18 protein-coding genes and 1 pseudogene are annotated in these 26,306 nt (G+C 42.7%); 9 read left to right on the top strand and 10 right to left on the bottom strand.

The window, feature by feature from the left end; translation table 11 throughout:
- Positions 1-37 precede the first annotated feature (37 nt).
- Positions 38-3,085 carry a coiled-coil domain-containing protein gene (locus ZMOB_RS06380; protein ID WP_014500948.1) on the bottom strand — a complete coding sequence of 1,016 codons (3,048 nt, stop codon included), beginning with the start codon at positions 3,083-3,085 and terminating at the stop codon, positions 38-40.
- Between the two features lie 185 nt (positions 3,086-3,270).
- Here ZMOB_RS06380 and ZMOB_RS06375 point away from each other — a divergent pair, with 185 nt between their 5' ends.
- From ZMOB_RS06375 to ZMOB_RS06365, 3 genes are all read left to right on the top strand, one after another.
- Positions 3,271-4,620 (top strand): glycosyltransferase family protein, encoded by a 1,350-nt coding sequence (locus tag ZMOB_RS06375; protein ID WP_252507255.1) that lies wholly within the window; start codon positions 3,271-3,273, stop codon positions 4,618-4,620.
- Between the two features lie 152 nt (positions 4,621-4,772).
- A complete protein-coding gene (locus ZMOB_RS06370) occupies positions 4,773-5,927 on the top strand; it encodes a DUF2336 domain-containing protein (protein ID WP_014500946.1) in 1,155 nt (384 codons plus the stop codon).
- Positions 5,927-7,345: a sensor histidine kinase gene (locus tag ZMOB_RS06365; protein WP_014500945.1), complete on the top strand. Its 1,419-nt coding sequence runs from the start codon at positions 5,927-5,929 to the stop codon at positions 7,343-7,345. The genes ZMOB_RS06370 and ZMOB_RS06365 overlap by 1 nt, the downstream gene beginning before the upstream one ends.
- Here the strand turns inward: ZMOB_RS06365 and ZMOB_RS06360 are convergent, their stop codons facing one another.
- Both ZMOB_RS06360 and gltX read right to left on the bottom strand, forming a co-directional pair.
- Positions 7,346-8,635, bottom strand: a complete 1,290-nt coding sequence (locus tag ZMOB_RS06360; protein ID WP_014500944.1) for a citrate synthase — start codon at positions 8,633-8,635, stop codon at positions 7,346-7,348.
- 145 nt (positions 8,636-8,780) lie between these two features.
- Entirely contained in the window at positions 8,781-10,226 is a 1,446-nt protein-coding gene (gene gltX, locus ZMOB_RS06355) for a glutamate--tRNA ligase (protein WP_014500943.1), read from the bottom strand.
- A gap of 174 nt (positions 10,227-10,400) precedes the next feature.
- Here gltX and ZMOB_RS06350 point away from each other — a divergent pair, with 174 nt between their 5' ends.
- Complete coding sequence (locus tag ZMOB_RS06350) at positions 10,401-12,980, top strand: ComEC/Rec2 family competence protein (protein ID WP_014500942.1); 2,580 nt, start codon at positions 10,401-10,403, stop codon at positions 12,978-12,980.
- On the opposite strand, the gene ZMOB_RS06345 is transcribed toward ZMOB_RS06350, so the two are convergent.
- From ZMOB_RS06345 to ZMOB_RS09895, 3 genes are all read right to left on the bottom strand, one after another.
- Positions 12,981-13,928 carry a hypothetical protein gene (locus ZMOB_RS06345; protein WP_014500941.1) on the bottom strand — a complete coding sequence of 316 codons (948 nt, stop codon included), beginning with the start codon at positions 13,926-13,928 and terminating at the stop codon, positions 12,981-12,983.
- 396 nt (positions 13,929-14,324) lie between these two features.
- Positions 14,325-14,918 carry an ATP-binding cassette domain-containing protein gene (locus ZMOB_RS06335; RefSeq protein WP_260432238.1) on the bottom strand — a complete coding sequence of 198 codons (594 nt, stop codon included), beginning with the start codon at positions 14,916-14,918 and terminating at the stop codon, positions 14,325-14,327.
- Between the two features lie 36 nt (positions 14,919-14,954).
- Positions 14,955-15,718, bottom strand: a protein-coding gene (locus ZMOB_RS09895) for an IS5 family transposase (protein WP_099045773.1) whose coding sequence is annotated in 2 segments (ribosomal slippage) — positions 14,955-15,385 and positions 15,385-15,718 — 765 coding nt in all. Because the reading frame shifts where the segments join, the coding sequence is not laid out codon by codon here.
- Between the two features lie 663 nt (positions 15,719-16,381).
- On the opposite strand from ZMOB_RS09895, the gene bla reads away from it, so the two are divergent.
- A complete protein-coding gene (bla, locus tag ZMOB_RS06325; protein ID WP_014500939.1) occupies positions 16,382-17,299 on the top strand; it encodes a class A beta-lactamase in 918 nt (305 codons plus the stop codon).
- An 826-nt stretch (positions 17,300-18,125) separates the two neighbouring features.
- Here the strand turns inward: bla and ZMOB_RS06315 are convergent.
- The 4 genes from ZMOB_RS06315 to ZMOB_RS06300 form a co-directional block, all read right to left on the bottom strand.
- Positions 18,126-18,920 carry a tetratricopeptide repeat protein gene (locus ZMOB_RS06315; RefSeq protein ID WP_014500938.1) on the bottom strand — a complete coding sequence of 265 codons (795 nt, stop codon included), beginning with the start codon at positions 18,918-18,920 and terminating at the stop codon, positions 18,126-18,128.
- 195 nt (positions 18,921-19,115) lie between these two features.
- Positions 19,116-19,937 (bottom strand): 3-methyl-2-oxobutanoate hydroxymethyltransferase, encoded by an 822-nt coding sequence (gene panB, locus ZMOB_RS06310; protein ID WP_011241693.1) that lies wholly within the window; start codon positions 19,935-19,937, stop codon positions 19,116-19,118.
- Entirely contained in the window at positions 19,937-20,800 is an 864-nt protein-coding gene (gene panC / locus ZMOB_RS06305) for a pantoate--beta-alanine ligase (protein ID WP_014500937.1), read from the bottom strand. Before panC ends, panB begins: the two co-directional genes overlap by 1 nt.
- A gap of 139 nt (positions 20,801-20,939) precedes the next feature.
- On the bottom strand, positions 20,940-21,581 hold the full coding sequence (locus ZMOB_RS06300) for a LysE/ArgO family amino acid transporter (RefSeq protein WP_014500936.1): 642 nt from the start codon (positions 21,579-21,581) through the stop codon (positions 20,940-20,942).
- A gap of 74 nt (positions 21,582-21,655) precedes the next feature.
- On the opposite strand from ZMOB_RS06300, the gene ZMOB_RS06295 reads away from it, so the two are divergent.
- From ZMOB_RS06295 to ZMOB_RS06280, 4 genes and pseudogenes are all read left to right on the top strand, one after another.
- Positions 21,656-22,564: an ArgP/LysG family DNA-binding transcriptional regulator gene (locus tag ZMOB_RS06295; protein ID WP_014500935.1), complete on the top strand. Its 909-nt coding sequence runs from the start codon at positions 21,656-21,658 to the stop codon at positions 22,562-22,564.
- A pseudogene (locus ZMOB_RS06290) lies at positions 22,561-23,492 on the top strand (delta(1)-pyrroline-2-carboxylate reductase family protein). Before ZMOB_RS06295 ends, ZMOB_RS06290 begins: the two are co-directional and overlap by 4 nt.
- 272 nt (positions 23,493-23,764) lie before the next feature.
- A complete protein-coding gene (locus tag ZMOB_RS06285) occupies positions 23,765-24,622 on the top strand; it encodes a hypothetical protein (protein WP_014500934.1) in 858 nt (285 codons plus the stop codon).
- A gap of 212 nt (positions 24,623-24,834) precedes the next feature.
- The gene (locus ZMOB_RS06280; protein WP_014500933.1) at positions 24,835-26,280 is read left to right on the top strand and encodes an MFS transporter; all 1,446 of its coding nucleotides are present in this window, start codon (positions 24,835-24,837) and stop codon (positions 26,278-26,280) included.
- The last annotated feature ends 26 nt before the right edge of the window (positions 26,281-26,306 follow it).

The following is a 26,306-nucleotide window of genomic DNA, read 5'->3' as shown; positions in this document are numbered from 1 at the left end:
ATCCTTTTCCCATCAATAAGAAGTATAAATGTATATTTTACTGACGATATTTCTGGATCGCCTGCGATAAGGCCGCATAGAGCTTACCAATATCAGAAGACATCAAAGTGACACTAAGTGCCGTGCCGTCACGACTATTGACCACTCGTCTTAACATAGACTCAAAATCATGAATGTAATAATTCACATGCTCACGAAAATCTGTATTTTTTTCGTATTCTCTCTGTATCACCCTTAACTCGTTATTATCGAGCAGGCGGACAGCTTTGCGTGAGAATACCCCGCGATCCCCTTTCAGATAAGACAGCCATGCCGTATCTGAAATATCTGACGACAAGAGACGGGTGATATCAATAGTTTTTGACCGTAATGCATCAATTAACCATGCGACATGACGGGTAAAATTACCTTCGTCATGATTTTCAATTTCTTCCTTGGCTTCATTGATACGTTTTTCGATACCTGCTGTAATATTGGTAATCGTCAGCATTTGTTGCATCAGTCGTTCAGTGGCCTTGCGGGTTGATTCCACGCTTTTTTCAGCAACAACATCAATCGAAGATAGCCCCGATTTTACTTTTTCAACCAAGGTATGATCAAGCGCCTCGGTGACTTGCTGTTGTAGCATCTTGCTAAAATCGGCACCAAGAGAAGTCATTAAGGCTTTTTCTTCTTCTCTCGTCTCGGTTACCAGCTTCTGAATATTTTCGATTTCAGATTTAAGGACAGGGGTCGCCTTGGTTACCAAACCATGATTTTGCGTCTGAATATTCGCGATTAAATCACTTAGCTGACCTAATTTCTGAACAAATCCGCTTAATTGCGTATTGGCCGATTCAATGATCTGATCAAAAGACTGCTGATATTGATCATAATTTTTTTGAATTTCTTCTATAAATTCACGGATTTTATTCTGGCGCTCATCGAGGCCTCTATCCGTATCATCAATCAATTCAGATAATTTGTCTTTTTGGCTCAGCAGATGTTGTCCTGCCTGATCAAATTTTTCAGCCACATTAGCCGCTTGGGCTTCGATTGTAACAATCTTTGGAGCCAATAAATCGGCAGCCTTGTTATTTTCGTTAAACTGTTCAGCGATACGGGTTAACGCTGCCGGCATATGAACATCCATAGCCTGAACAGTTTCTGTAATTTGTTCTGACAGACCTCTGGCGCGCTCGGTTAATTTAGAAATGCCCCAGTCGCTATTCATCAAGATGGCACCGGTTTCATTGATCTGTTCTGATAAATGCCGGATATCTTCACCAAGGGACTTCAAGTGAACAACGCTATTTTCTTGCAGACCGTTAAATTTGGAATCTGCGCTGTCTATCAGTGAACTAATTTCAGCAAATAAAGGTTGGGACTCTTCAGTATATTTCGCCAGATGATGGCTTATTTTAGCCAGATGCTCACTGGCCATTTTTTCTTGGTCTGATAAAGAATTGTTTAAGTTATCATTCCAATGACCAAGCGTTAGAGTCATCTGTTGCTGCTGCTGCTCGAAGACATCCTTCAATGATAAAAGATTATTTTGAACAGTATCAAATTCAGAGGTTAGAGATTTAGCAAAATTTTCACCGGCATCGGCTAAATTCTTCTGCCCTTTCTGAATGTGATTTTCAAAATACTGAACAATATCCTGTGTCTGATTTTGAATAATTTCTAAGCGTTGGACAAAATCAGTCGTTATTTTTGAAGATAATTGATCAAAAGACAGGCGATGTCTGTCGATATTCTGTTCAAACACATGACCGATCTCTTTGCTCTGATCTTGGATTTTTTGAAGTCTATTCTGTAATTCTAAAACAAAATTCTGGCTAGCCGCTTGATAATCATCTCGACTACCTTGGATAGAGGCTTTCACTTTTTGGGAAATTTCGAGCGTTTGCTTCTCTATACCCTGTAAATTCTGATAAAAATTATCAGACATTTGGGTGTAGAAAGAGGCAAGCGTGTTTTGACTGACCTGTATTTGTTCAGCAAGCTTGTCTGAAATGCGCGTGGCATATTCATTTACTTCGCCTAGACGCGCCGTCATATTAAAAGAAAGATGCCCGGCTAAATCATCCAAGGCGGTTCGGCTATTCCGAATTCTTTCGTCAAGAAGATCTGCCATTTTTACAATCTGGCGATCAGATTCCTGCATTCTTTCGGCAATTAAATGCTCGATCTTGTTGCCAAAGGCTGCAACAGCCTGAGCGCTGGCCTCAAGACGGCCATCAATCTTTGTATCCAGATGGCTGAGATGCTCAATTTCTGTTGCCAAATTTTTGGCGGCTATAACGGTGGCATTTTCAACCTTGGGTGCCAGAGAATTTAATGTTTGCAGATGCGATAATAAGGAATCTACTTTTTCAGAAGTAGATTGATAGGAATCTTGCAACTGCTTGGTTAAATTTTCAGATTCTTTTCTGGCTTCGGGAAGAGAATCCAATAAAGGCCCGAGACTTTCACGGGCTTTATCCGTCGCTTCTGTCAAACGATCGGTATGGCGTTGCAGGCCAACGGCTTCAGCCCGCATATTCATGCCGATATCGGCTAGGCGTTCAGAAGATTGTTCCCCTACTTTTAGGAGCTGGTCAGCTTGAGCCGCTAAAATTTTCTGATTATTTTCTACCTTGGCACTAAGTTGCCGGATGATCTCATCAAGAGCATCCGTTTCTTTCCTGACAGAAGAAACCATGCGGCTAAATCGGTGCGATTCCTGATAACTGAAAGGCCGGAATATAAGATAAGCGATACCAATGATCGATATAGGCCCGCTTGCTATGCTTAAATATTGCCCAATATTATTAAAAGAAAGAAGGTCTGTTTCAATAGCGGTAACAATGAAGGCCGCAAAGATGATACCGAAAACAGCTAAAATGATTTTAGGAAGAAGGCTTTTTGATCTTATCGCTGGCAGAGTATTTTCCGCCATTTTACTTGCTTCTTGAGAAATTTGTGCTGTTTCTGGTTGCGCGATCTCTTTCTCTTGAGCCTCGGATTCTTTTTTTTGTTCGATACCAGCCAGTTCTGCTAACTGTTGCTGTCGACGATATATTTCCCGCAGCCTAGCTGCGCCATCAACCCCTATTGCCATAGAGTCGACAGTATCAATTTTAAATTAAAGCGAATAGCCCCTATACTTCCTATTTAATGGATTAGAAAAAATACTTTTCCAAAAATATTGGCGAATTTGTAAAGCAAAATAATCTGATTTATAGTTGCGCTTTGGAATTCCGCACCTAACTTTCAAAAAATATTTAATTCTGGCGGTATTTTATAGTGAATCCTAACGCAGAGGCGACCATCAATAAAAAGACAAACCGAGACGGCATGATTCCAAAGCCTAGCGCTCTTATTGATGTTAGCAACCAATCCCTCAATTCTCTGGGAGAAAATCTCTCCTTTTTCCCTATCGCCGGAATAGCTTTAATTGAATATCAAATTCGGACAGTGGCAGAAGCCGGTATTGATCATGTTGTCTTATGGACAGAAGATCTTTTTTCTGAAGACAATGAAGGGAATAATTCTGCCCTAGAGACTAAGGCGCATTTTAATTTCCAGCTTGTTAATGTGATTGAACGGCTTCGCAAAGAAGCTATTCATCTATCTTTGATTCATGGTCGCCAAGAATTGTCAGCGGCTTTTTCAGATAATCAGTCTGTCCTGTTACTAGAGGGAGACTGTTTACCTTCTGTCCATTTAGTAGAGACCTTAGTCAGGAATACTGCCCCTACCCTTTTAACCATAGAAGATGGCATATCTTCCCAAGAATTTGAACGGATTGATGCCTCCGAAAGATGGGGAGGCATCGCCCTTGTTGAAGGGAAAATTATTAGGGAAGCAAAGAATATTCCCGATGATTGGGATCTTATCCTGACTATCATGCGTCAGACGATGCAGTCTGGCTGCAAAAGAATTACGGTTAAAGCCCCGGTTAATGGCAATGATTTCATTTTCAAAATCACAAAAAATAAAAATAACGCATTTATTTCAAAGGGTATTTATCAAGCTACAGAAAATAAATGTGATAAAAATATTTTTTACAAAAAAATATTTTCAAAAATAATAGATAAAAATATAATTTTACTCACAAGAAAAAGAAATATTTCTTTATATTTATTAATAACCACCTTTGTTTTTATATTTTTATCATTACTCTTTTCGTTAACCAACATGCCCATATTTTCAGTATTATCACTGATTTTATCGGGATTATCAGGATATGGATCTCATCGAATAAATGAGATGCAATTAAATCCAGGAAGAAAAAAACAAAGAAAATTGATATATTATAGCCGTCGAATGGGGGCCTCTCTGGCACTTATTTGTAGTAGCTACTATATAAGCAAACATGTCGGTTGGGGGATATTCCCGTTAGATATAATTATTATTCTTGCTAATATTTCTGCCTATCAAGACAATAATTATTGTAATAAACTATCACTAGAGGATAGTGATAACCATTATCTTTATTTTGAATATATACTGTGGATTATCTTACCCTTTACCCTTCTTTCACAATATAATGTCTCTTTTGTTTTATGCGGTCTTATTCTGTTAGCAGCATTATCCATTGTAAATTACGGATTCTCGACCAAAAAGCTTCAGCAAGGTTTAGAGAAGATATAATTGAGCAGGCTAGCCCTAAAATTATCTTAACCTAATTTTAGGTTTTCACTGTTAGATTAAAAATAAGAATTACTTTTTCTGAAAAGAAAATATCTTTTTTTGGCTGGCAATGATTATCTGTCGTTAACGGCCATCCGTTATGGTTGGCATTTATGGTAGCAGAAAAACATAAAAAAGAAACACAACCATCCCTGATAGAATACGCCCGAGATGCGTTAATTCATGAGAGAAAAAGAAAAAAGCAAATTTATGAAGATTTGCTCATTCCGACTTCGCTTCGATTAAATGAAATTGAACGCTATCATATTATAAAAATATTTGAGCATATCACGATTGCCGCAGAAAATGAGATTCGACTGTATTTGGTTGATCTTTTAGAGGATGACGCCCCTCTTTCTGTTATTATGCTTTTGAATGATCCAACCAAGCATTTAACTTTAGAATGGCTTTCTGACAGTATTTTACTGCGAGATCAGACTTTTGTTGCCATGCTTATTCGCCGTATGCGAACGTCTTTTCTGCAGAAAAATTGCCATAAGAAACAATACCATAAATCGCCCAAAAATTCGGATATTATAGACAGTTTAATTGGCCAGATGGATGCTGATATTGCTTTATCAGCGATGGTTCTGCTGATTGCAGAAAGTCGCCAAATAAGCCATTTAAATAACCCTATTTTATCAAGAACAGATCTATCCGCTGAACTACAATATAAACTGTTATGGTGGGTAGCAGCCTGTTTAAGAAGCTGTTTATTGGAAGCCCAGTTATCAGAAGAACAGGTAGATCAGGCTCTATCAAAGGCAGTGAGACAAGCCCTAACACAATATGATGAAGGCAGCACATTAGAAGCCAGAGCCTTAAAATTGGCGCGTCATTTACATAAATATAGAAAACTCTCGGATGAATTTATTCTGCAATCCGCAATGGATGGACATACAGCCTTGATGGTAGCGGCCTTGGCCATTCGGTCAGGAGTCAATCATCATTATATTTGGGATATCGTCTTGAATGAGGATGAGAGTCCTCTTTTGCTTTTGTTAAAAGCGATCGGGATGCCCCGACAGATAGCAGCCAGCCTTGCTTTTCAATTGACCGGACATAGTCTTGATAACCATCAAATAGCTGAAAAAGTAAAAGCCTTTGAGGCTCTAAGCCAATCTGATGCAGATAAAGCCTTAGCCTTGTGGAGATTAGATGAATGTTACCGTGAATCAATTTGTGAAATAGAAAACCGATATAAAACAGCTAGAGAGAAAAAAGCATATATCGCTAGCCCTGATTTTTTCCAGCAGGATTGCCTTTGATGACAGTAGAGATAGCCTCGAACCAGATTTCGGATAAAGAAAAAGGGACTGCTATTGTTGATAGTGAAGATAAGCTGGTCAGAGCTGACAAGCTTATTGAAGAACTGCAAATAGATAAGAGTGGCGCTCTTAACAAAATAATCCATCTGGCAAGGCGGCTGCAAACAAAAATCTCTCGGCGTGTCCTACTGAAAAATAACGATATAAATTTTGATCTATGGGTTGATGCTTACCCTAAAGAGGATGGGTCAGTTCTGATCGAAGTAGAACATTATCGTCAAGAAGAAGCGCTATCTGAAAAAGAGCAAGATATCAGCCAAGATCCGTCTTCTCTTCAGGAAGCGGGCGAGAAAATTGAATCTTCAGTTTTGCCGGAAAATGAGGATCCAGAGATTGGAAATTGGAAATGGCAGGTTGATGCCGAATTAAATTTAACCAGTTTTCCTACGGCATTAGCAGATCAAATCGGGATAGATTCCCAAATCTATTTAAAGAAGCCTTTTGCGCGGCTTTTTAAATTAGAAACCGATGAAGAAGGGCGATTCCCTATTATGGAAGCCTTGGCTAATCATCACGATTTTTCGGCGCAACCAGCAAAAATCACCAATAAAGGCCCTGCTATATGGTTGTCTGGTCGCCCTATCTTTGACGCATCAGAAAGATTTAAAGGCTTTTCCGGAAATATTACGCTCGCCTCTTCTGCATTGGAAGAAGACCTGTTGGTAGAGACAACCACAGAAAACAAAATTAAATTACATTTACCCAATCGAATTGACCATAGTTTCAAACCATCCATTCATCGCATTATCGAAGATGCGGATAAAATTTATTCACAGAATGATGGATATTTACATAGTAGCTATGTTCGGTATGCGGCCGATATTACAACGGCTAGTCAGCATTTAATGATGTTGATTGATGATCTGGGGGATTTACAGGAATTAGAAAATACCGGTTTTCGCGTCGAGCCACAGCCTGTTGATTTAAGTGAAATTGCGAAACAGGCGATCGCGCTCCATAGCTGGAAAATCCAAAATCAGGATATCAAGATTGATATTCCTAAATCGGGAGAAAGCGTTGTCGCTTATGCCGATGCCCATAGGGTTATGCAAATCTTGTTAAACCTTATCAGCAACGCTTTAAGATATTCCCCAGAGCAGGCCAGTATCTGGATCAGAGTGGAACAGGATGAGGATAAAGCCTATATTACAATCGCAGATCAGGGAAAAGGGATCGCGGCAGAAGATCAACGGCGTATTTTTGAAAAATTTGAACGCTTGAATCCCCAAGATAGCAATGGCACCGGTTTAGGCCTTTTTATATCGCGAGAACTGGCTCATGCTATGCAAGGGGATATTGTTGTGGATAGTGCGCTTGGTCAAGGCGCACGTTTTACCCTTATTCTACCGCTTCTGTGATCAACGGTTTTCGATATTAACGTAATCCCGAGTAGAGACACCTGTGTAGATTTGTCTCGGACGACCGATTTTTTGTTCAGGATCGGTAATCATTTCATTCCATTGAGCCATCCACCCCGCGGTTCTGGCCAAGGCAAATAAAGCGGTAAACATAGAAGTCGGGAAACCGATAGCTGACAAGATCAAGCCTGAATAGAAATCAACATTGGGATAAAGTTTCCTCTCGATAAAATAGGAATCTTTTCGAGCGATTTCTTCCAAGGCGCGAGCCGTATCAAATATTGGATTATTGGCGCCTGTTTTATCCAAAATTGCGGCAGCTGTTTTAGCCAGAACACGCGCCCGAGGATCATAATTTTTATAGAGGCGATGGCCAAAGCCCATAAGACGGAAGGGATCATTGCGGTCTTTGGCACGATCAATGAAATGAGGAATATTTTCAGGCGTGCCGATTTCTTTCAGCATAGCCAATGTTGCCTCATTGGCGCCGCCATGCGATGGCCCCCATAAGCAGGCAATGCCAGCCGCAATACAAGCATAAGGGTTAGCGCCTGAAGAACCAGCCAAGCGAACCGTCGATGTCGAAGCATTTTGTTCGTGATCGGCATGTAGAATAAAGATTTTATTCAAAGCTGATTCAATTAACGGATCGACATGATACGGTTCCGCAGGAACACTGAAAGTCATCCGAAGGAAATTACCCACATAGCTTAGGCTATTATCTGGATAGACGAAGGGTTGGCCTACTGAATATTTATACGCCATTGCCGCAATAGTCGGCAATTTAGCCAGCAAACGATGACAAGATGCCATTCTTTGCGCGGGATCATGAATATGGATTGCCTCTGGATAAAAGGCCGATAAGGCACCTACAACCCCACAAAGAACAGCCATAGGATGAGCATCTCGCCGGAAGCCCCGATAAAAAGCGGAAAGCTGCTCGTTAACCATCGTATGATGGGTAATTACATCTGAAAAAGTAGAAAAATCATCGGCTTTGGGCAGCTCGCCATGTAAAAGGAGATAGGCGACTTCGGGAAAGTTCGATTTTTCTGCTAATTGCTCAATAGGATATCCTCGATAAAGCAAAATGCCTTTTTCGCCATCGACATAAGTAATCTTTGACTGGCAGCTTGCCGTCGACAGAAAACCGGGATCATAGGTCAGAGCGCCGCTCTGGCTATGAAGCTGACGGATATCAATTCCTAATGTGCCTGCCGTGCTTTGTCGCACGGGGAAACGATACTCTTCGTTATTTAGGCCAATAATCGCTTCATTAGGAGAGCTCATGTAACTACGTATCCTATTCTCTATTCTTATTATCCTTTTGAATGGGTATAAGAAATAGTCTTAAAATTTAATAACACTCCCCCCTATCCTTCCAAGAGGTCTAGTATCCTGATTTTAAAAGGAAAGGGAGGGTGTTTTTATTTTATTAGCTATGTGTGGGTGACAACGATAATTGATCGTCCAAACGGGCTAGACTTTCATCCTGCCCTAAAAGAATCATGACATCAAAAATTCCCGGAGAAACCGTCCGTCCAGTTAAGGCTGCCCGCAAAGGTTGCGCCACCTTACCCATTTTTAAATCGGCCTGTTCAGCGACATCGTGAAGCGCTTTTTCAAGGCTTTCGCTATCCCATGCAAGAAGATCACCAAGCGTTTTTCTTAAAATGGCAAGCAAGCTACCGCTCGTATTTTCAAGCTGCTTGGCCGCTTTTTCTTCCAGCTTTAAAGGGCGTTTTTCAAAAAGAAACAGGCTATTTTCGGCTAACTCGTTCAAATTTTTGGCACGCGGTTTTAAAAAAGGCATCGCCTGCAACAGTAAAGCTTGTTCGGTAGAAGAAAGACCTTGCTCAAGCGTTTTTTCAACGCGCGGCTTTACCAGATCGGTTAACCGCTGATCATCAGCCTCACGGATATAATGACCATTGATATTTTCGAGTTTTTTGAAGTCAAAACGAGAAGGTGACCGACCAACAGAAGTCAAATCAAACCATTCGATGGCCTGTTCACGGGTAATGATTTCGTCATCACCATGTCCCCAGCCAAGGCGGAGAAGGTAATTACAGATGGCTTCGGGAAGATAGCCAAAATCATCACGATAGGCTTCAACACCTAAGGCACCATGACGCTTGGAAAGTTTTGCACCATCAGCCCCGTGGATAAGCGGGATATGAGCATATTGTGGCGCGTCCCAGTTCATTGCCCGAATAATACCTAATTGACGGAAGGTATTATTAAGATGATCATCCCCCCGAATAACATGGTTAACGCCCATATCATGATCATCGACAACAACCGCCAGCATATAGGTGGGCGTTCCGTCCGAACGAAGCAGAATCATATCATCCAATTCTGCATTTTTGACGGTAACATCACCTTGCACCAAGTCATGAAGCGTGGTTTCGCCTTCTTGCTCGGCCTTTAAGCGCACAACATAGGGGGCACCGGCCGGCGCTTCGGATGGGTCACGATCACGCCAGCGACCGTCATACCGTTGGGGCTGTTTTTTGACGCGCTGTTCGGCACGCATCGATTCTAATTCTTCGGCCGTTGCAAAGCATTTATAGGCTTTTCCAGCCTTGAGAAGTTCTTCAGCTACTTCTGCATGACGAGGGGCGCGTTCAAACTGATAGGTGATATCGCCATCCCAATCGAGACCAAGCCAGCGCATACCATCAATGATAGCATCAATCGCTTCTTTGGTAGAACGGACGCGATCGGTATCTTCTATTCTAAGCTGAAACTGGCCACCATTATGGCGGGCAAAAAGCCAGTTAAATAAGGCAGTACGAGCGCCACCGATATGTAAAAAGCCAGTCGGCGACGGCGCAAAGCGGGTAACAACGGACGGATTTTTAGCTGGACCTGCGCTCATGCGCTACACTCCTGAAATAGATAAACCGGCTGATTGAATAGCGGTTATGATAAGAAAATTTAAATAATGATTGTCCGTAAAACATTTAGGGTATTAACGGCAATATCTGCGTGAAGCTTTCTTCAAGATTTAAGTCTTGGTTTTTATGCGCCTTTAGCATGGATATGAAAAGGAATGAAACGTCTTAGCCTCCGGTTTCTCGAGTGGATGGGAGTAAAAGCAGACAAGGTTAGAAGAAAGATTTCTTCTTTCGATATTTGGCTGGAAGAGAAACTGGAGCAGGAGAGAGATCAGTTACCGTTATGGTTGCCGATCGCCTTTGGAGGTGGAATTCTTTTATGGTTTGCGATTCCTGATATTTCGGGATGGCTGGGATGTGGTTGTTTGTTACTGGCCTTGGCGTTGGCTGCGTGGATTTGGGCGGATAAGAAAAGAGCGGCGAAGGCTGTCTTGATTATGGCGGTAGCGGCTTTTTTAGGTATGGTCGATATCAGCTTTAGAGCCTATAATGTCGCACCGATAAAGCCCCGAAATTGGGGTGTTTTTGATATTCGTGGACAAATCCTTCAAAGTGAATACCAGCCTTCTCGAAAACGGATGCGCTTGGTTATAGCCGTTCCGGCTTTTCAGGATGGTTCTTTATCACCGCCACCATCACCCCTGTCATCAAAACAGGCCTCTTCATGGCCACCGATTTCATCCCTGCCACAACGATTTCTGCCTTTATTATCGCGCCACCCACCCCAGATACAACAACCTTCATCTTTATTGTCCCGCACCCTGCTCCTGTCGCAGCAAGCCTCGTCTTTATCGTCATCCCTTCCATCTTTATCACGGCCATCCACCAAAACAGTAAGGCCGTATCAGGCTTCTTTCGCGCCTTTTTTATTTATGGCTCAGGTTACCCCGCCTTCCTTTGTTAGGTCTTCGCCTTTTGCATCGCTTTCATTCCCGTTTTTATCGGAAAGATCGCCCTTTCGCTTTTCGAAAGAAGACTCCCCTGCCCGCCCATCCCTGATGCGTGTCAGAATATCGGTTAATGATCGTTTCGATTTTTCAGGTCTAGAAGCGGGTGCGAAAATAGCGGTTAGAGTTAAACTGACCGCCCCGATGCCTGCCCAGATTCCAGCCGGTTATGACTATGCTGAAATCGCCTGGTTTCAGAGAATTTCAGCGACAGGTCATGTCTTGGATCAGCCTGTTATTCTTGAAAAGCCGGTTTTATCAGGATTTTCTTTGATAGTGGCCTCGATCCATCAAAGATTGACCCGCCATATTATCGAAAAACTAGGTGCAAGATCAGGGGGTGTTGCAGCGGCCTTCGTCACTAATGACATCGGATCTATCAGCGAAAGTGATACGGTGGCGATGCGAAAAGCCGGATTAACCCATTTATTGTCTGTGGGTGGGATGCATATCGGCGTTGTAATCGCGGCGGTGATGTTTATCACGATCAGACTTTTGGCGTTGTCGCCCTATCTTGTGCTTCATTTCCCTTTGAGGATGATAGCGGCTTGTAATGCGGCTTTGATAGGGATGCTTTATACCTTTGTCGCGGGCTGTGAAATTCCGACAGTTCGATCGATGCTGACCGCCTTTTTTATTCTTTTCGGGATGATGATCGGGAGGCGGGCTGTCAGCTTGCGATTGGTGGCTGCGGCCGCCATGCTTATTTTACTCATCCAGCCGGAAAATATTTTATCCCCGAGTTTTCAATTAAGCTTTGCCGCGGTCGGCACGGTCATTGCCTTGGCAGAAGCCCCGATCATATCTATTTTCGGTGACAGGCGTGAAGCCGGATGGTTGAAAAAAACGGCTTTAATTATCGCAGAAATCATCATTGGCGGTGTGATGGTCGAAGCCGTGGTGTCGCCTATTACCCTCTATCATTTTCACCAATCCGGTTTTTATGGAGCATTAGCTAATATTCTGGCTATTCCCTTAACGACTTTTGTGACCATTCCAGCAGAAGGCTTGGCCTTGCTGACTGATCTTATCGGTTGTTCTGCGCCTTTTTGGTGGGTAACCGATCAATCCATTCGGTTGTTGCTTGCGATTGCCCATTACGTCGCATCTCTGCCCATGGCGGGTTTTATGCTGCCGATGATCGGGGCTTGGTTATGCCTCTTTATGATGGCTAGCTGGTTGTGGTTAGGATTGTGGAAAACATCATGGCGGTTATGGGGTGTTGTGCCTTTGGTCTTGGGTGTACTGATGATTATCCTCAACCCAAGGCCAGATTGGGTTATCAGTCGGGATGGCAAAACAATAGCTTTTAAAACCGACAATCCCAAGCAGCCTTATCAGTTTATTTGGCCTGAAAAGGATAGTTATAGTCAGGATCAAATCGCGAATTTGATTGGCTTTGACCAAGAAGAAGAAAAACGACTTTTCGGGACAAATCTTTGTCAAAAGGGATTTTGTGAAATCGCTTTGGCGCAGCAACATTATAATTTGCTAGCGATAAAAGGCAAAGCGGCAGGGTTATCACCTGAAGAATGTAGCCAAAATGATTGGGTTATCAGTTCAGGCTATCTCCCTGCGTCATGTCGTCCCAAGAGATTGAAAATAGACCGCTGTCTTTTAGAAAAACGAGGCGGGTTGGTTTTCTATGGAAAGTCGCCTTTTTTAAGAAGGCCGGTGATGATTGCCAGTTACTCGGCCAATGACCAGCATCCTTGGATGCGAGGCATGGAGACGCGGGGATGTGAGCGGAGGGTAGAAAATCGAAGGCTTTATTCCTCAAATAATTAGTTAATATGTTACCATGCTATACCATAGGGTAATAGCTATTATTAAAAAGGGTATTTTAGATCTGGTTATTCTTAATAGGAAAACAGCAAAAAAAGCGACGGCGGTAATCTGAAAAAATTTTGGAAGGATAGTCGCAGGATAGAAAATCATTTCTCCCAAAGATAAAAGTGTCATTTGCAAACTAATGGCAGCTATGGCAGCACCACTCCATTTCCAACCGCCTAGAGGCAGCGTCGATTCCAGTACAGCAAACGCTTTGCCTTTGACCAAATATCCTAGGCCAGACCATTCCGTGATATAGAGTCCCCAAGCGACTAATGAAGCTTTTTCGGAAAGAAGGGGCGGCGTGACCAATTGTAAAATCAGCAACAGAGCGGCCAGAGTAATCTTAACTTTACTTTGAAAAAGGAAGAATATTAATCTTGATAGCAGAATAGTCCATGCTGTGAGAGGGGATAAAGAGATAAACCCTTTAGGTTTTATTTGAGAAAAATCTGTTTTAAGAGAAGTTGACGTCGTAATTTTTAATACTAGTTCTTGCTTTCCAAATAAAAAAAGAATCATTATTCCAATAAAAGAGATCAGTATTTGGTATAAAAAATAAATTTTTGTGAATTTTATTTCATTAAAATTTGAAATAAAATCAGCCGATTTTTTTATAGGAATAAAGCCGATATTGACATTACTCTGATGGAATATGTTCAAAATAGGAAATTTTATGCCTGAAATATCCCATCCCTGCCCATTAAGACTCAAGCCTATAGCAGAGACCCAGACAAGCCAGATGGCGACTAAGATTAAGGATGGGGTCTTATCATTATTAAAGGGAATATATTCTACTATCGAAGCCGAGATAGAGGTCAAAATAAGCGCGGGACAAGAAATAAGAAAACATGAAATTATTATAGAAGGGATTTGATAAATTAAATTAAAAGGAAGATTGTTCACGCTTCCTATAGCTGTAATAAATATTAGATGAAGACTGATAAGGATGAATGAGGCTATAAAATGCCCCATTAGAAAAGTAATTTTTTTTAACGGGAAAAGAAGACAAAAGATTTTCTGGTATTGGTCTTTTTATTGTTGGTGAAATTAATAAAAACCCTATTAAAGGATATACCAAGGAGAACATGCTACTTATTATTACAATAACACTGTCTCGGTTATAAAATACAGCCTTATTGGAAATAGAGAATGTTGTATATTCGTAGCTATGATTTGGTAATATTAATAAACCACAAATAATAGCGATAATAATATGAGCAGAAACAACTATAGGTTTTCTTATGGTATTTATTAGCAATATATACGCATAGCTCATCGCTGTTTTTAAAACACACCTATTCATAGGTCGAATATCCCATTTTCATATTTTTCAAAATTTGCGGGAGATTCAAGCGGTGATAAATTTCCTGCCGACATAACGGCTATTTTATCAGCATATTTCACGACAGAAGGCAGATCATGGCTGGCAATAATTACAGCGTGATTTTGAGAATATTTTTTTAATTTTGACCATATCATTTCAGAGGCAGAGATATCGACCTCTGAAGTAGGCTCATCAAGAATAAGTAATTCAGGACTACCTAATAAAGATTGAGCAATAAGTATCTTTCGGAGATTACCACCTGAAAAATGATTTAAGGGCCTGTCTGCAAGGGAAGATAATCCAACATTTTTTAAAATATGAGCAATCTCTACCTTCATTTGAGATGAATAAAGGCAACGCAAAGCCGCACAAGCAGACAAAAATTCTATGGCTGTAAGATGAGAATCTAGACTACGACCTTGAGGTGCACATCCTATAGAACGGCGATAATTACTGAGTTGCTGATTTATAGGCTTATTTTTCCAAAAAATGGAATGATCACTTGTTTTTAATGAAGATGAAAGACAGCTCAATAATGTTGACTTACCGGATCCGTTTCCTCCGACAATAGCAAGAATACCACAAGACCATTCTAGGCTCAGGACTCATTCTTTGAGATAGAAGATGAAACTTGCTGCGATATGGATTGCTGACATGAATGTGTGAGCGCACCGGTCGTATCGTGTTGCGACACGCCGCCAGTCTTTGAGCTTTGCGAACATATTTTCGATGAGGTGACGCTTTTTATACAGATGCCAGTCGTAAGGCGGCTTTGATTTCCGGTTCTTCTTCGGCGGAATACAGGCGGTGATATTCCGGTCTGCGAGAGACTGTCTGATTTTATTACTGTCGTATCCCCGGTCCCCGAGAATTTCTTGTGTTTCTTCCGGCAGATTTGCCAGCAGAACATCCGCGCCTTTGAAGTCACTGACCTGACCTGCGGTCAGATGCAGCCGGACAGGGCGGCCCTGACTATCGCATACAGCGTGAAGCTTTGAGTTCAGTCCGCCTTTCGTGCGTCCGATATGGCGGGGAAAAGCCCCTTTTTGAGCAGGGAGGCCGCTGTCCGGTGTGCTTTCAGATGTGTTGCATCGATCATCAGACGCTTTGAACGGCCTGCCTGCTCCGTCAGGGCGACGAAGATCCGGTCAAAGACACCCAGGCGGCTCCACCGGATAAACCGGTTGTATAAAGTCTTGTGCGGGCCATACGCTTTCGGGGCGTCTTTCCACTGAAGGCCGTTGCGGATCACGTAAACGATCCCGCTCAGGACACGACGGTCATCGACACGCGGCACACCATGCGCCAGTGGAAAAAACGGCTTAATCCGTTCCATCTGGTGCTCAGACAGCAAAAACACGTCACTCACAGCTTCACCTCCATCGGTAAACCTGTGAATCACAACAGCCCGCTCAACTCAAGAAATTAACAGGTCCTGAGCCTAGATTGATATCATGCAGTATTTCTTTGCCTGAAACAGAAAAATTTAAATTTTTAACTAAAATCATAATTTAATTTCTTTTATAATGTTAAAAATTTTATTCGAATTTAAATTCTTTCTCGATAAAAAAGAACTAGAAAGCGCTTTCTTCTCAATAAAACTTCTTCCATATTATCCCTTAGAAAGAGGTTATGATGCGAAAGATCTATTTGTTTCTGTATGATGCAACGGCATTTTTGGGGACAAGGCCATCGCATTTATGGAACCGCTAATAGGCAGTAAAACTGTTGAAATAGTAATGGCTGACTTTAGCTTTGCCATGACGATTATCCTATTATTAAAACACATAAACATAATATATATTTTTTTTAAAAAGCAAATATAATATATTTTATTTTAAATTTTTATAAAAAATAAAAACATCTTTCTTTTATTCATTTCATTTTTCAGAAGAACAGATTGAAGCTGGATTGATCTCTTTATGCTAGCCAGAAGGCTTGTCTGAAAGATATTCCAAAAGAAAGCGACGAGGCATTGTCGAGCTTAATGCGCTGTGCCAAGAATGCGGGATAGCAGTAGGGAGTCATATCAATGCGGAGGCGGGATGTTTTGGCTTTGGGGACAGCTGGGACGGCGGTTCTGTTTCCATCTGTTTTTTGCCAAGCGCTATGGGGCAAACGGGCAGTTCCTGCGGAAAGGGCTGTCAGTATTGAGGAGATTGCGCTTGAATATGAGCAGGCAACCGGTGGGCATGTCGGGATTTATGCCCAGAATATAGCGACAGGAAAAAGCCTTGCTTGGCGGGCGAATGAACGCTTTCTCATGTGCAGCAGCTTTAAGGTTTCTCTTGTGGCTTCTGTCTTGTTGCGTTGTGACCGTGGGCAAGACAGCCTTGACCGGATTATTTCTTATAAGCCTGAAGATATTGAAGATTTATACGCGCCTTTTGCCAAGGCTCATCTTGATAAAGCAGAGATGTCGGTTGCTGAACTCTGTCAGGGAGCGATTGAACAAAGCGACAATTTCTGTGCCAATAAACTGTTGGAACGTAGTGGCGGGGCTTTGGCTTTGACAGCCTTCTGGCGGCAGTTGGGGGACGATCAAAGTCGGTTAGACAATATCGAGCCATTTTTAAACGAAACGCCTTATGGTGGCGTAGAAAATACGACAACGCCCATAGCTATGGCGCGCAATTTGCAAAAAATGCTTTTGGGTTCTCTATTATCACCTTCCTCCCGCGATCGGCTGACCGGTTGGATGGTAAGATGTCAGACAGGCAGTCAGCGGTTGCGGGCAGGCTTGCCCAAAAACTGGGTCATCGCGGACAAAACCGGCACCAATGGCCATGATGCCGCCAGTGATATTGCCATTCTTTGGCCTCAACCGAATAAAGCCATTATTCTCTCTGTTTATGTTTGGGGTGGAACACCCACAAAAGACCAGCTTCTCGGTCTATTTTCCAAAATAGCCCATTATGGTGCAGCCGACATCCTCCAATCGGAAAGTTAGAAATTATCCCTAGAAAAAGCGGTTTTAAAATAAGCCAAAAAACAGATTGGTGGATTGTAGCAAGAAGGCTGCCAAAAAAAATATTCAGGCGCTATTCCAAGCCCTGACAACCGAATGATATTCCAGCTATTTTTGGGTAGTTTCACTAGCGTGAGCAGATGCTTTTTGAGAATGATAGAGGCTTTAGACTGATTGGCGGCAAGGCTATCTCTGCTGTAATATAAAAGCCTCAATGATATTATGCGTGGATCATAGCCTTTATTGGACACGGTCAGCACCCAACAAAAAGCTTGGAATTATCAGTCGCGACAGCATCGCCTGCACGGCAGAAACAACCCAGAGTATATTTGGCTTTGCGGGTTAGTCGCTTGCTCATGCTAGAAAAGGGATTTGGGTTTATCAGCCGCCATGACATCGCGAACAAAACCCACCTAGATTCAAGCATTCATGAATTGTTCTCAGTATTATATGATTAACTATTACAATAGCTATTATAATTTCATTCTTATTTTTAAAGATTACATTGCAATTAAAATAAAATTTTTAAAAAAATCAAACGACTTAAAAATATAATAATTATTTATTCAAAGAGAATTAAATACATAAATTTACTTATTATTATTTTTTGTTTAAAAAACAACTATAAATCAAATGTTTTTAAATAAAATATCAATTTATTATAGTGAATGATTTAAAAAATAGGGCAAAGGATAAAATATCCCAAGATCAAAAAAGACAGAAAAGCCGTCCATGAAAGGAAATCAGAGGCGGCTTTTTGTCATTTTTTCATTACTTTTTTACCGTTTTTATAATTTTTTATAACGACCTAAGAATTAAACCATAATTTCAGTTGGTATTTTGCTGTATCATTCCCATGATTAGCAGCTTGTTTCAGCCAATAGGCGGCGTTATTTTTATCAACGGTAACGCCTTCGCCATTATAGAACATAATGCCAAGAGCAAGTTCAGCTTGAGCGAGACCATGATTGGCCGCTTGTTGATACCAAGAAAGCGCTTTGGCTTTATCAACGGCAACGCCGTCACCATTATAATACATATTGCCAAGAATAAGTTCAGCCTGTGGATTACCTTTATCAGCGGCTTGCTGATACCAGTAAAGTGCTTTGGCTTTATCGAGAGAAACGGCATCCCCACGAGAAAACATTAGGCCAAGATTTAACTGCGCTTGGGCATTGCCCTGATTGGCCGCCTGTTGATAAAGGTCAACGGATTTGGATTTGTCGGGCGCAATACTATCGCCATTATAATACATATTGCCCAAAGCAAGGGCGGCATCGGCGTCCCCATGCGTAACCGCCTGTTGATACCAATAGAGGGCTTTGGATTTATCCGCCGCGACCGCTTCGCCTTTATAGTAAAAAGTACCAAGCGCATATTCAGCCGGAGCAAAGCCTTTATTGGCGGCTTGCTGGATCAGGGTCAAAGCCTTGCTTTTATCAATATTCGAGCTATCGCCATGCGCATATTTCAGCGCGAGCTTTAATTCTTCCTGTGGTGTTTTGGCTGTTGGCCTATTCAGCTTGAAGGCACCCCAAAAAAGCAAAGCACCCAGCGCAATCGCGGCCAAAATGATTGCCGCTTTCCATCCTGTTTTTTTCACTATTCTTGAAATCCTACTGCTTCTTTGTCGATTATAGCCGCCTTACACCTCTGTTTATTTATGCAATATTACAGAGTCAGAGGAGGACTATTTTCCTTGAAAAGAACAGCCTTCTTTTAAAATAAAAGTGAAAAACAGCTTTTAGAAACAGACCAACAATCCCGAAGAAACTGACATTTGAACAATCAGGTCTTTTTAAGATTTTGGCCTGTAGATGTTGTCTTCTGCTGGAAAACTACGATTTGAAACCGCAGTGGCATAGTCTGAAACCGCTTTTTTGATGTCATCCCCAAGATGAGCAAATTTTTTGACGAAACGCGGCACCTTGTCATTGAAGCCCAGCATATCTTCCAAAACCAAAACTTGGCCATCACAATAAGAAGAGGCACCGATACCAATCGTTGGTATCGCGATATTATCCGTAATTTCACGGGCAAGCGGTTCGGTCACCCCTTCTAGCACGACGGAAAAAGCACCGGCGGCCTCAAAATCAAGAGCGTCCTGTTTAATCTTGTCTTGTTGTTCCGAGCTATGGCCTTGTATTTTGAACCCGCCCAAAGTCTGAACATATTGAGGCGTCAACCCAATATGCCCCATAACCGGCACCCCTCGTGCTGTGAGGAAGGCGATAACAGGCGCGAGATGAGAGCCGCCTTCAAGTTTTACGGCTGAACATCCTGTTTCGGACAAAATACGGACAGCATTATGATAGGCTTCCTGTGGACTCGCTTCGTAAGAACCAAAAGGCATGTCGATAACGACAGCGGCCTTCTCGGAACCGCGCATCACGCTTTGACCATGTAAAATCATCATATCAAGCGAGGCGCCAATAGTCGTCGCCATACCATGTTCGACCATGGCAAGACTGTCCCCGACAAGAATGAAATCGGCGTAAGGATCAACAAAACGGGCGGTTAAAGCACTGTAAGCCGTCAAAGCAACGATCGGCGACTTGCCTTTACGCGCGCGAAGCTCGGGAATAGTCCGGCGCTTATTAGAAGAAGGGATGGCTGACATTAGAGCGCTTTCTCCTTGGGCGTAACGAGCTGCTGATCGATCAGAACGACGTCACCAAAAGCGACAGCGAGTAGAATAACAATCGGCTGATTATCTATCCTGTCGAGAGTATCTAATTTTGTAGCATGGCAGATATCAATAGATTGAATTTTTGCCCGTGCTTCGCTTTTGATATTGTCTTCTATTAACTGGCGGATAGTGGAGACATCTTTTTCGCCTTCCAAAATCCTTTTTTGGGCTTTTTTCAAGGATTGCGAAAGAATGACCGCCGCAGCGCGATCTTCTTTGGTCAATCTTGCATTGCGCGAAGAACAGGCCAAGCCGTCCTCTTCACGAACTATAGGCACCCCAACCACTTCGGCTTTGTAGGAAAGATCGCGGATCATCCGACGGACTATAATAAGCTGTTGATAGTCCTTTTCTCCGAAAATAATCTTATCGGGTTCGACAATATTCAATAACTTTGCGACGATCGTCGTCACGCCACGGAAATGATTGGGGCGATGACGACCAATCAAAATATTGGAAAGTGATTGAACCTCGACCGAGGTCATTATCGGTTCTGGATAGATTTCAGCCACCGAAGGCGCAAAAAGGATATCCACCCCATTTTCTTTACATAATGCGATGTCATGAGGTAAATCTCTTGGGTAAACATCGAGATCTTCATTAACGCCGAACTGTATCGGGTTAACAAAAATACTAAGCACCACAACATCAGATTCTTTCCTCGCTTTTTGCGCTAAGGCCATATGTCCCTGATGTAAGAAACCCATTGTAGGCACCAAGCTGATTTTGCGGCGATTTTGGCGATGTTCATCAAGATGGGCGCGAAGTTCGGCTATGGTATGAATAACGAGCAAGATATTTCCTTTACGGCCTTTGATAAAAGCGCAGAAAGTTATTTTAGCGTTGGAATCAGGCTTTTACAAAAAATTTTGAAGATTTTATCCGGCGCAAAAGAAAGGTTACTTTAGAAATCAGTTCAAAATAGACAGTCATTCATAGAGATAGAAATGGATGAAGGATGCCTTGCCAGAGCAATAAAAAAGCAAGGAAAAGCATGACGCTACCTGTAAGAATATCAAGCCTTTGCCACGAACGCGGATGCTGGAAAATAGGTTGTAAAAAACGGGCGGCATAGCCAAGCGCAAAAAACCAGACAAAACTGGCCGCAGAAGCCCCTATCCCAAAAATAGGCCGTAAAGAATAAGGTTGTGCCGAAGCGGCTGTCCCCATCAAAAGAACCGTATCAATATAAACATGTGAGTTGAGCCATGTAAAAGCCGCGACTGTAAATAAGGCTTTTGCAAGAGAGACAGAATGGCCTTTTGATAGATTAAGGCTGTCTTCGGGCTTCATCGCGCGGCGTAATGCCATGATGCCATAATAGGAAAGAAACAGAAATCCAGCGAGGGTAAAGATTTTCGATAATTGAGGTATTTTTGAGAGGAAGGCACCTACGCCGCTGACGCCTAGAGTAATCAACAGAGCATCAGATAACCCACAAAAAAGAACGATTGCGCCGATATGTTCTTTTTTCAATCCTTGGCGGAGAACAAACAGATTTTGGGCACCAATAGCCATGATTAAAGAGGCGGATAATGCAAAGCCAGACAAAAAAGGGATCAAAATATAGGACATAAGATTTTCTATATTTCAGCCCTATCATGAAGAAAAACTTGTTTTTCTAAGTATGATGAAGGAAAACTTCATCTATGCTAGATTATACCGCGCTTGTCGCTGTCCATGCTGTGATACAGGAAGGCTCTTTTGAAGCGGCTGCCCGATTTTTGGGGATTACGCCTTCTGCGATATCGCAGCGTGTTCGAGGATATGAAGAAAGATTAGGTGCCTTGTTGATTATCCGAGGCCAACCTTGCATGCCAACGGATATTGGACGCGCTTTATGTGCTCATGTCGAAAAAGTACAACTACTGGAAGCTGAAATCGCCGAGCTTTCTGGCTCAAAAGAAGCGCTGCCTGTTCATCTAAAAATAGCGGTCAATGCAGATAGCCTTGCAACGTGGTTTCCCGATGCTGTGGCCGATTTTATTAAACAAGAAAAAGTCTTTTTGAATCTTTTCGTAGAAGATGAAACAGTGACGGCGGATAAATTGCGTTCTGGTGAAGCGATGGCCGCCATTACTGCGCAAACAGCCCCAATAACGGGATGCCGGACAATTCATCTGGGAAAAATGGTCTATATTGCCTGTGCGACCCCATCTTTTATAAAAAGCTATTTCCCAGATGGTTTCACCAAACAGGCATTTACTCAAGCGCCGTGCATCTGCTTTGAAAAGCATGACGGTTTACAAAGTCAGTGGCTACAGCAAAATTATGCGATGCCGCTTCCCCCTAAGATTCATTACATCCCCACAACACAAGGTTTTTTAAATTTTTTATTGGCTGGAGCGGGATGGGGGATGCAGCCCTTACCCTTAGTTAAAGTCGATATAGAAGAAGGGCGATTAATAGAATTACAGCCAAAAGGAGCGGTAGAAGTTGATCTGTATTGGGTCGTTCCAAGGCTAAAAAGTGACTTATTTGAAAAATTGACGCATTATCTCAAGGTCTTTTGGTCTAACAAAGAAAATCCCACTCGAAACAAGTTATTAAAAATATGAAAATCTACTCGGCTTCAGAGACAAAGCGCCTTTTGACCTATCCTCTTTTGGTCGAATCCTTGAAAAAGACGATAATAGCCTATGCGCGAGGGGAGATAATTTGTCCTGAACGGGTAACGATTGCGGCGCCGGAAGCGCGCTCGGATAATCCAGCTTTGTTCATGGTGATGCCTGCGGCTAGTTCCGAATTATTTGTCACCAAAATATTGACTATCTGCCCTGATAACGCAGCGTCTGATCGGCCTGTCATCCAAGGCGCAATCAATTGTGCCGATGTCCGAACGGGTAGCCCGCTTTTTACCCTAGATGCGCCAACGGTTACGATGTTACGGACTTCGCTTTGTCGATGCTGGCGATCGCCTTATTGGCACGGCAAAGTGTCAAAAATATTCTGATTATCGGCACTGGTGTTCAGGCGATTGCCCATTGTGAGGCTTTGGCTGCCCTTTATCCTGAAAGTTCGGTTTTTATCAGAGGACGCACCAAAGAAAGCAGTTTAGCCTTTTGTCAGAAATTATCTGATTTGCCTTTGCGGTTGCAGCCGGATTGCCAAGAAGGACGGGTTTTTGACGTGGTGATTACGGTTACCTCTAGTCGGGAAGTCATTTATAATGAAGCGCCGTCGGCCTGTCCTTTGGTCATTGCAGTCGGCGCTTTTAAGCCGGAAATGGTCGAAATCGCACCGGAGATCGTCAGAAACAGCCTTGTTTATGTCGATGATCCAATCGGTGCGCCTAGTGAAGCGGGCGATATTATTCAGGCTGGCCTTGAATGGTCGAAAGTGCAACCTTTGGCTAAGGCATTGGAGGTAACACCGCCTATTGGGATGCCTGTTTTATTTAAATCGGTAGGCTGTGCGGCTTGGGATCTGGCGGCCTGTCAGGCCATGATGGTGGCAAATAAAAGAGAGAATTCCAAAGGATTATAAAAAAGAAGACTAATTTTTCTCTGTGGTCAGAGTGATATTAAAAAATACAAGAGCGATAATCTTCTTCAAGGTAATATCTTGAAGAAGATATATTCACCATCGCTTTGTTTATATTTTTCAAATACAAAATAAAATTATAAAAAATATTCTTTTTATATCATCTAATTTAGATATATTTTTTCTTCCTATTTCTATTTTTACTTTCAATAAAAATGTTTCTTCATTAGGTTACCCCGATTTTTACATTATTTGACAAAAAACAGGGGAATTTCATGAAAATCAGGCCGCTTATTCTGGCTGCGCTTATCAGCTGTGCTATGCCCGCCTTGGCAGAAACACTGAATAATGAATCCGTCGTGACCTTGACCAATACCGGCCTTGGCGATGAAGCGATCATTGCCAAAGTCAAAAATTCGGATGCGGATTTTGATCTTTCGACCGACCAGCTTATCTCTTTACGGAAGCGCGGTGTTTCCAGTCCAGTTTTGGCGGCTATGCTTGAGAAAAGCGCGCCAAAAGCGGCGGCTTTGTCGATGGACTCGCCCGATCCGATGGTGCCTCACGCCTCCGGTGTTTATCTTCTCAATTCACATTCTTATCCGCCCAAAATGCAGCATATCGATTCCACGATAACCAATCAGGCTAAAACCGGTGGCACATGGGGCTATGCTTTGACGAGCGGTATTGCCTCGATGAGTATTAAGGCTTCTATCCAGAGTGAGCATGCCCGCAATAAAAGCGAAGATGAGCAGCCGGTTTTCTATTTCTTCTTTGATGAGGCGAATAACCAGCAGACAACCAGCACATGGAGTTCCGGTTTACAATCGGTCATCAATTCACCCAATGCCTTCACCCTTATCAAGATGAAAAGTAAAAACGGGCATCGCGAAATTCGTGTGGGTAGCCAGAATTTGGGCGGCATGAAAAGCGGTGTCATGGATAAAGACCAGATCCCCATCGATTCCGAAATGGTTAGACCCGGTGTTTATAAAGTGACCCCCAAATATGCCATGAAACCCGGTGAATATGGTTTTCTCTATGAAATGACCAGCAATGGAGCGCGGGGTGCCTTGGGTGGTCGTATTTTTGATTTCTCGGTTATGGCTGACCGTGATTACGACAAAGACTAAATTGCTTTTTGGGGCTGTCTTTCGGAACCTTCTGGACGAAAGGCAGCCTTGAAAAAACGATTTTTCGAGAAATAATGTTATATTATTTAATAAGGCTTACTGAAAATATTTTATCCGTTAGGTGCTGTTACCTTTTGATGACAAGGCCTATATAGCCGCTATTACAAAGGACTTTTTGTTCTAAAAAGCGCGATAATTGAAGCGGATTTTTCATGACGCCCCCGAAGCCGAAAACCGGTTTTTTAACCCCTGATCGCTATTTATTCCTGTTATCTTTGTTGGTGGCTGGCACCTCCTTTATGGAGAATTTAGACGGTAGCATTATTGTCACCGCCCTGCCCGCGATGAGCAAAACTTTCGGTGTTCCTCCGATTGATCTCAATATCGGGGTTTCTGCCTATTTGATGACTTTGGGAATTTTTATTCCAGTGAGCGGGTGGATTGCTGACCGCTTTGGTATCCGGCGCATCTTTACCCTTGCTATCGCCATTTTTACCTTGGGATCTGTTCTTTGCGGTCTGGCGAATGGCTTGGTCGAATTCGTTCTGTTGCGGATTATGCAGGGTATGGGCGGGGCGATGATGATTCCAGTCGGGCGATTGGCTGTGCTTCGCAATCTGCCCAAGGAAAAGCTCGTCAAAACGATGGCAACTTTGATCTGGCCTGCTTTGGCGGCGCCTATGTTGGGCCCTGTCCTTGGCGGGTTGATCGTCACCCATACGACATGGCGGTGGATATTTTACCTTAATCTGCCTTTGGGACTAATCGCGATTGTTTCGGCGTTGCTGTTAGCGCCTAAATCGGGCGAAGTGGAAGCACCACCCTTTGACTGGCCGGGCTTTTTATTGACCAGTTTTTCCTTATTTTTCGTGATGGCTTCCATTGAAATGGGGGCGCAGCCAGAACCGCAATGGATGATGATTGGTATCATGATCTTGATCGGTGGCTTGCTGTTGACCTTGGGATATCGTCATCTTAATCGCGTCGATCATCCGATGATTCATCTCGAAACCCTGAAAATTCAAAGTTTTTCTGTCAGCATTTTTGGCGGTAGCATTTTCAGGATTACCATCAGTGCGACACCTTTTTTATTGCCTTTGATGTTTCAGATAGGTTTCGGACTTAGTCCCTTTTTATCGGGGTCGTTGTTGACCGCTATTTTCGCCGGAAACCTGCTGATGAAGCCCTTTACCACCCAGCTTGTCGAGCGTTTTGGTTTCCGTCCAATTTTGATCTGGAACAACGTCCTTTGCAGTCTGTCTATTTTGGCTTGCGCTTTTCTGTCGCCGCAATCCGAATGGTTGATTGTGCTTGTTCTTTTTGCAGGTGGGCTATTCCGGTCATTGCAATTCACCGCTTTGGTGACGTTGGCCTATTCAGAAGTCCCCAAAGAATTGATGAGCACCGCCAATACCCTCTTTAGCACCCTCGTCCAGATTTCTTTGGGTTTGGGGGTTACTGTCGGTGCCATCGCTTTACGAATGAGTCATCTTGCAGTTCGGTGGTTTCATTTGGGACAGCAAGCTGATTTGCCCTTCAGAATAGCCTTGCTTCTTGTGGCCTTGCTGTCTTGTCTGGCTTTGATAGACGCGATTAAACTAAGCCCGACCGCAGGGTTTAATCTATTGAAGAATAAAAAAATGCCTGAAAAAGCCTGAGAGAAAACCACATCAATTACGATTGG

Origin of the sequence: Zymomonas mobilis subsp. mobilis ATCC 10988 (assembly GCF_000175255.2) — a bacterium.
Lineage (GTDB): Bacteria > Pseudomonadota > Alphaproteobacteria > Sphingomonadales > Sphingomonadaceae > Zymomonas > Zymomonas mobilis.
This window is presented reverse-complemented; position numbering and strand designations above follow the sequence as displayed.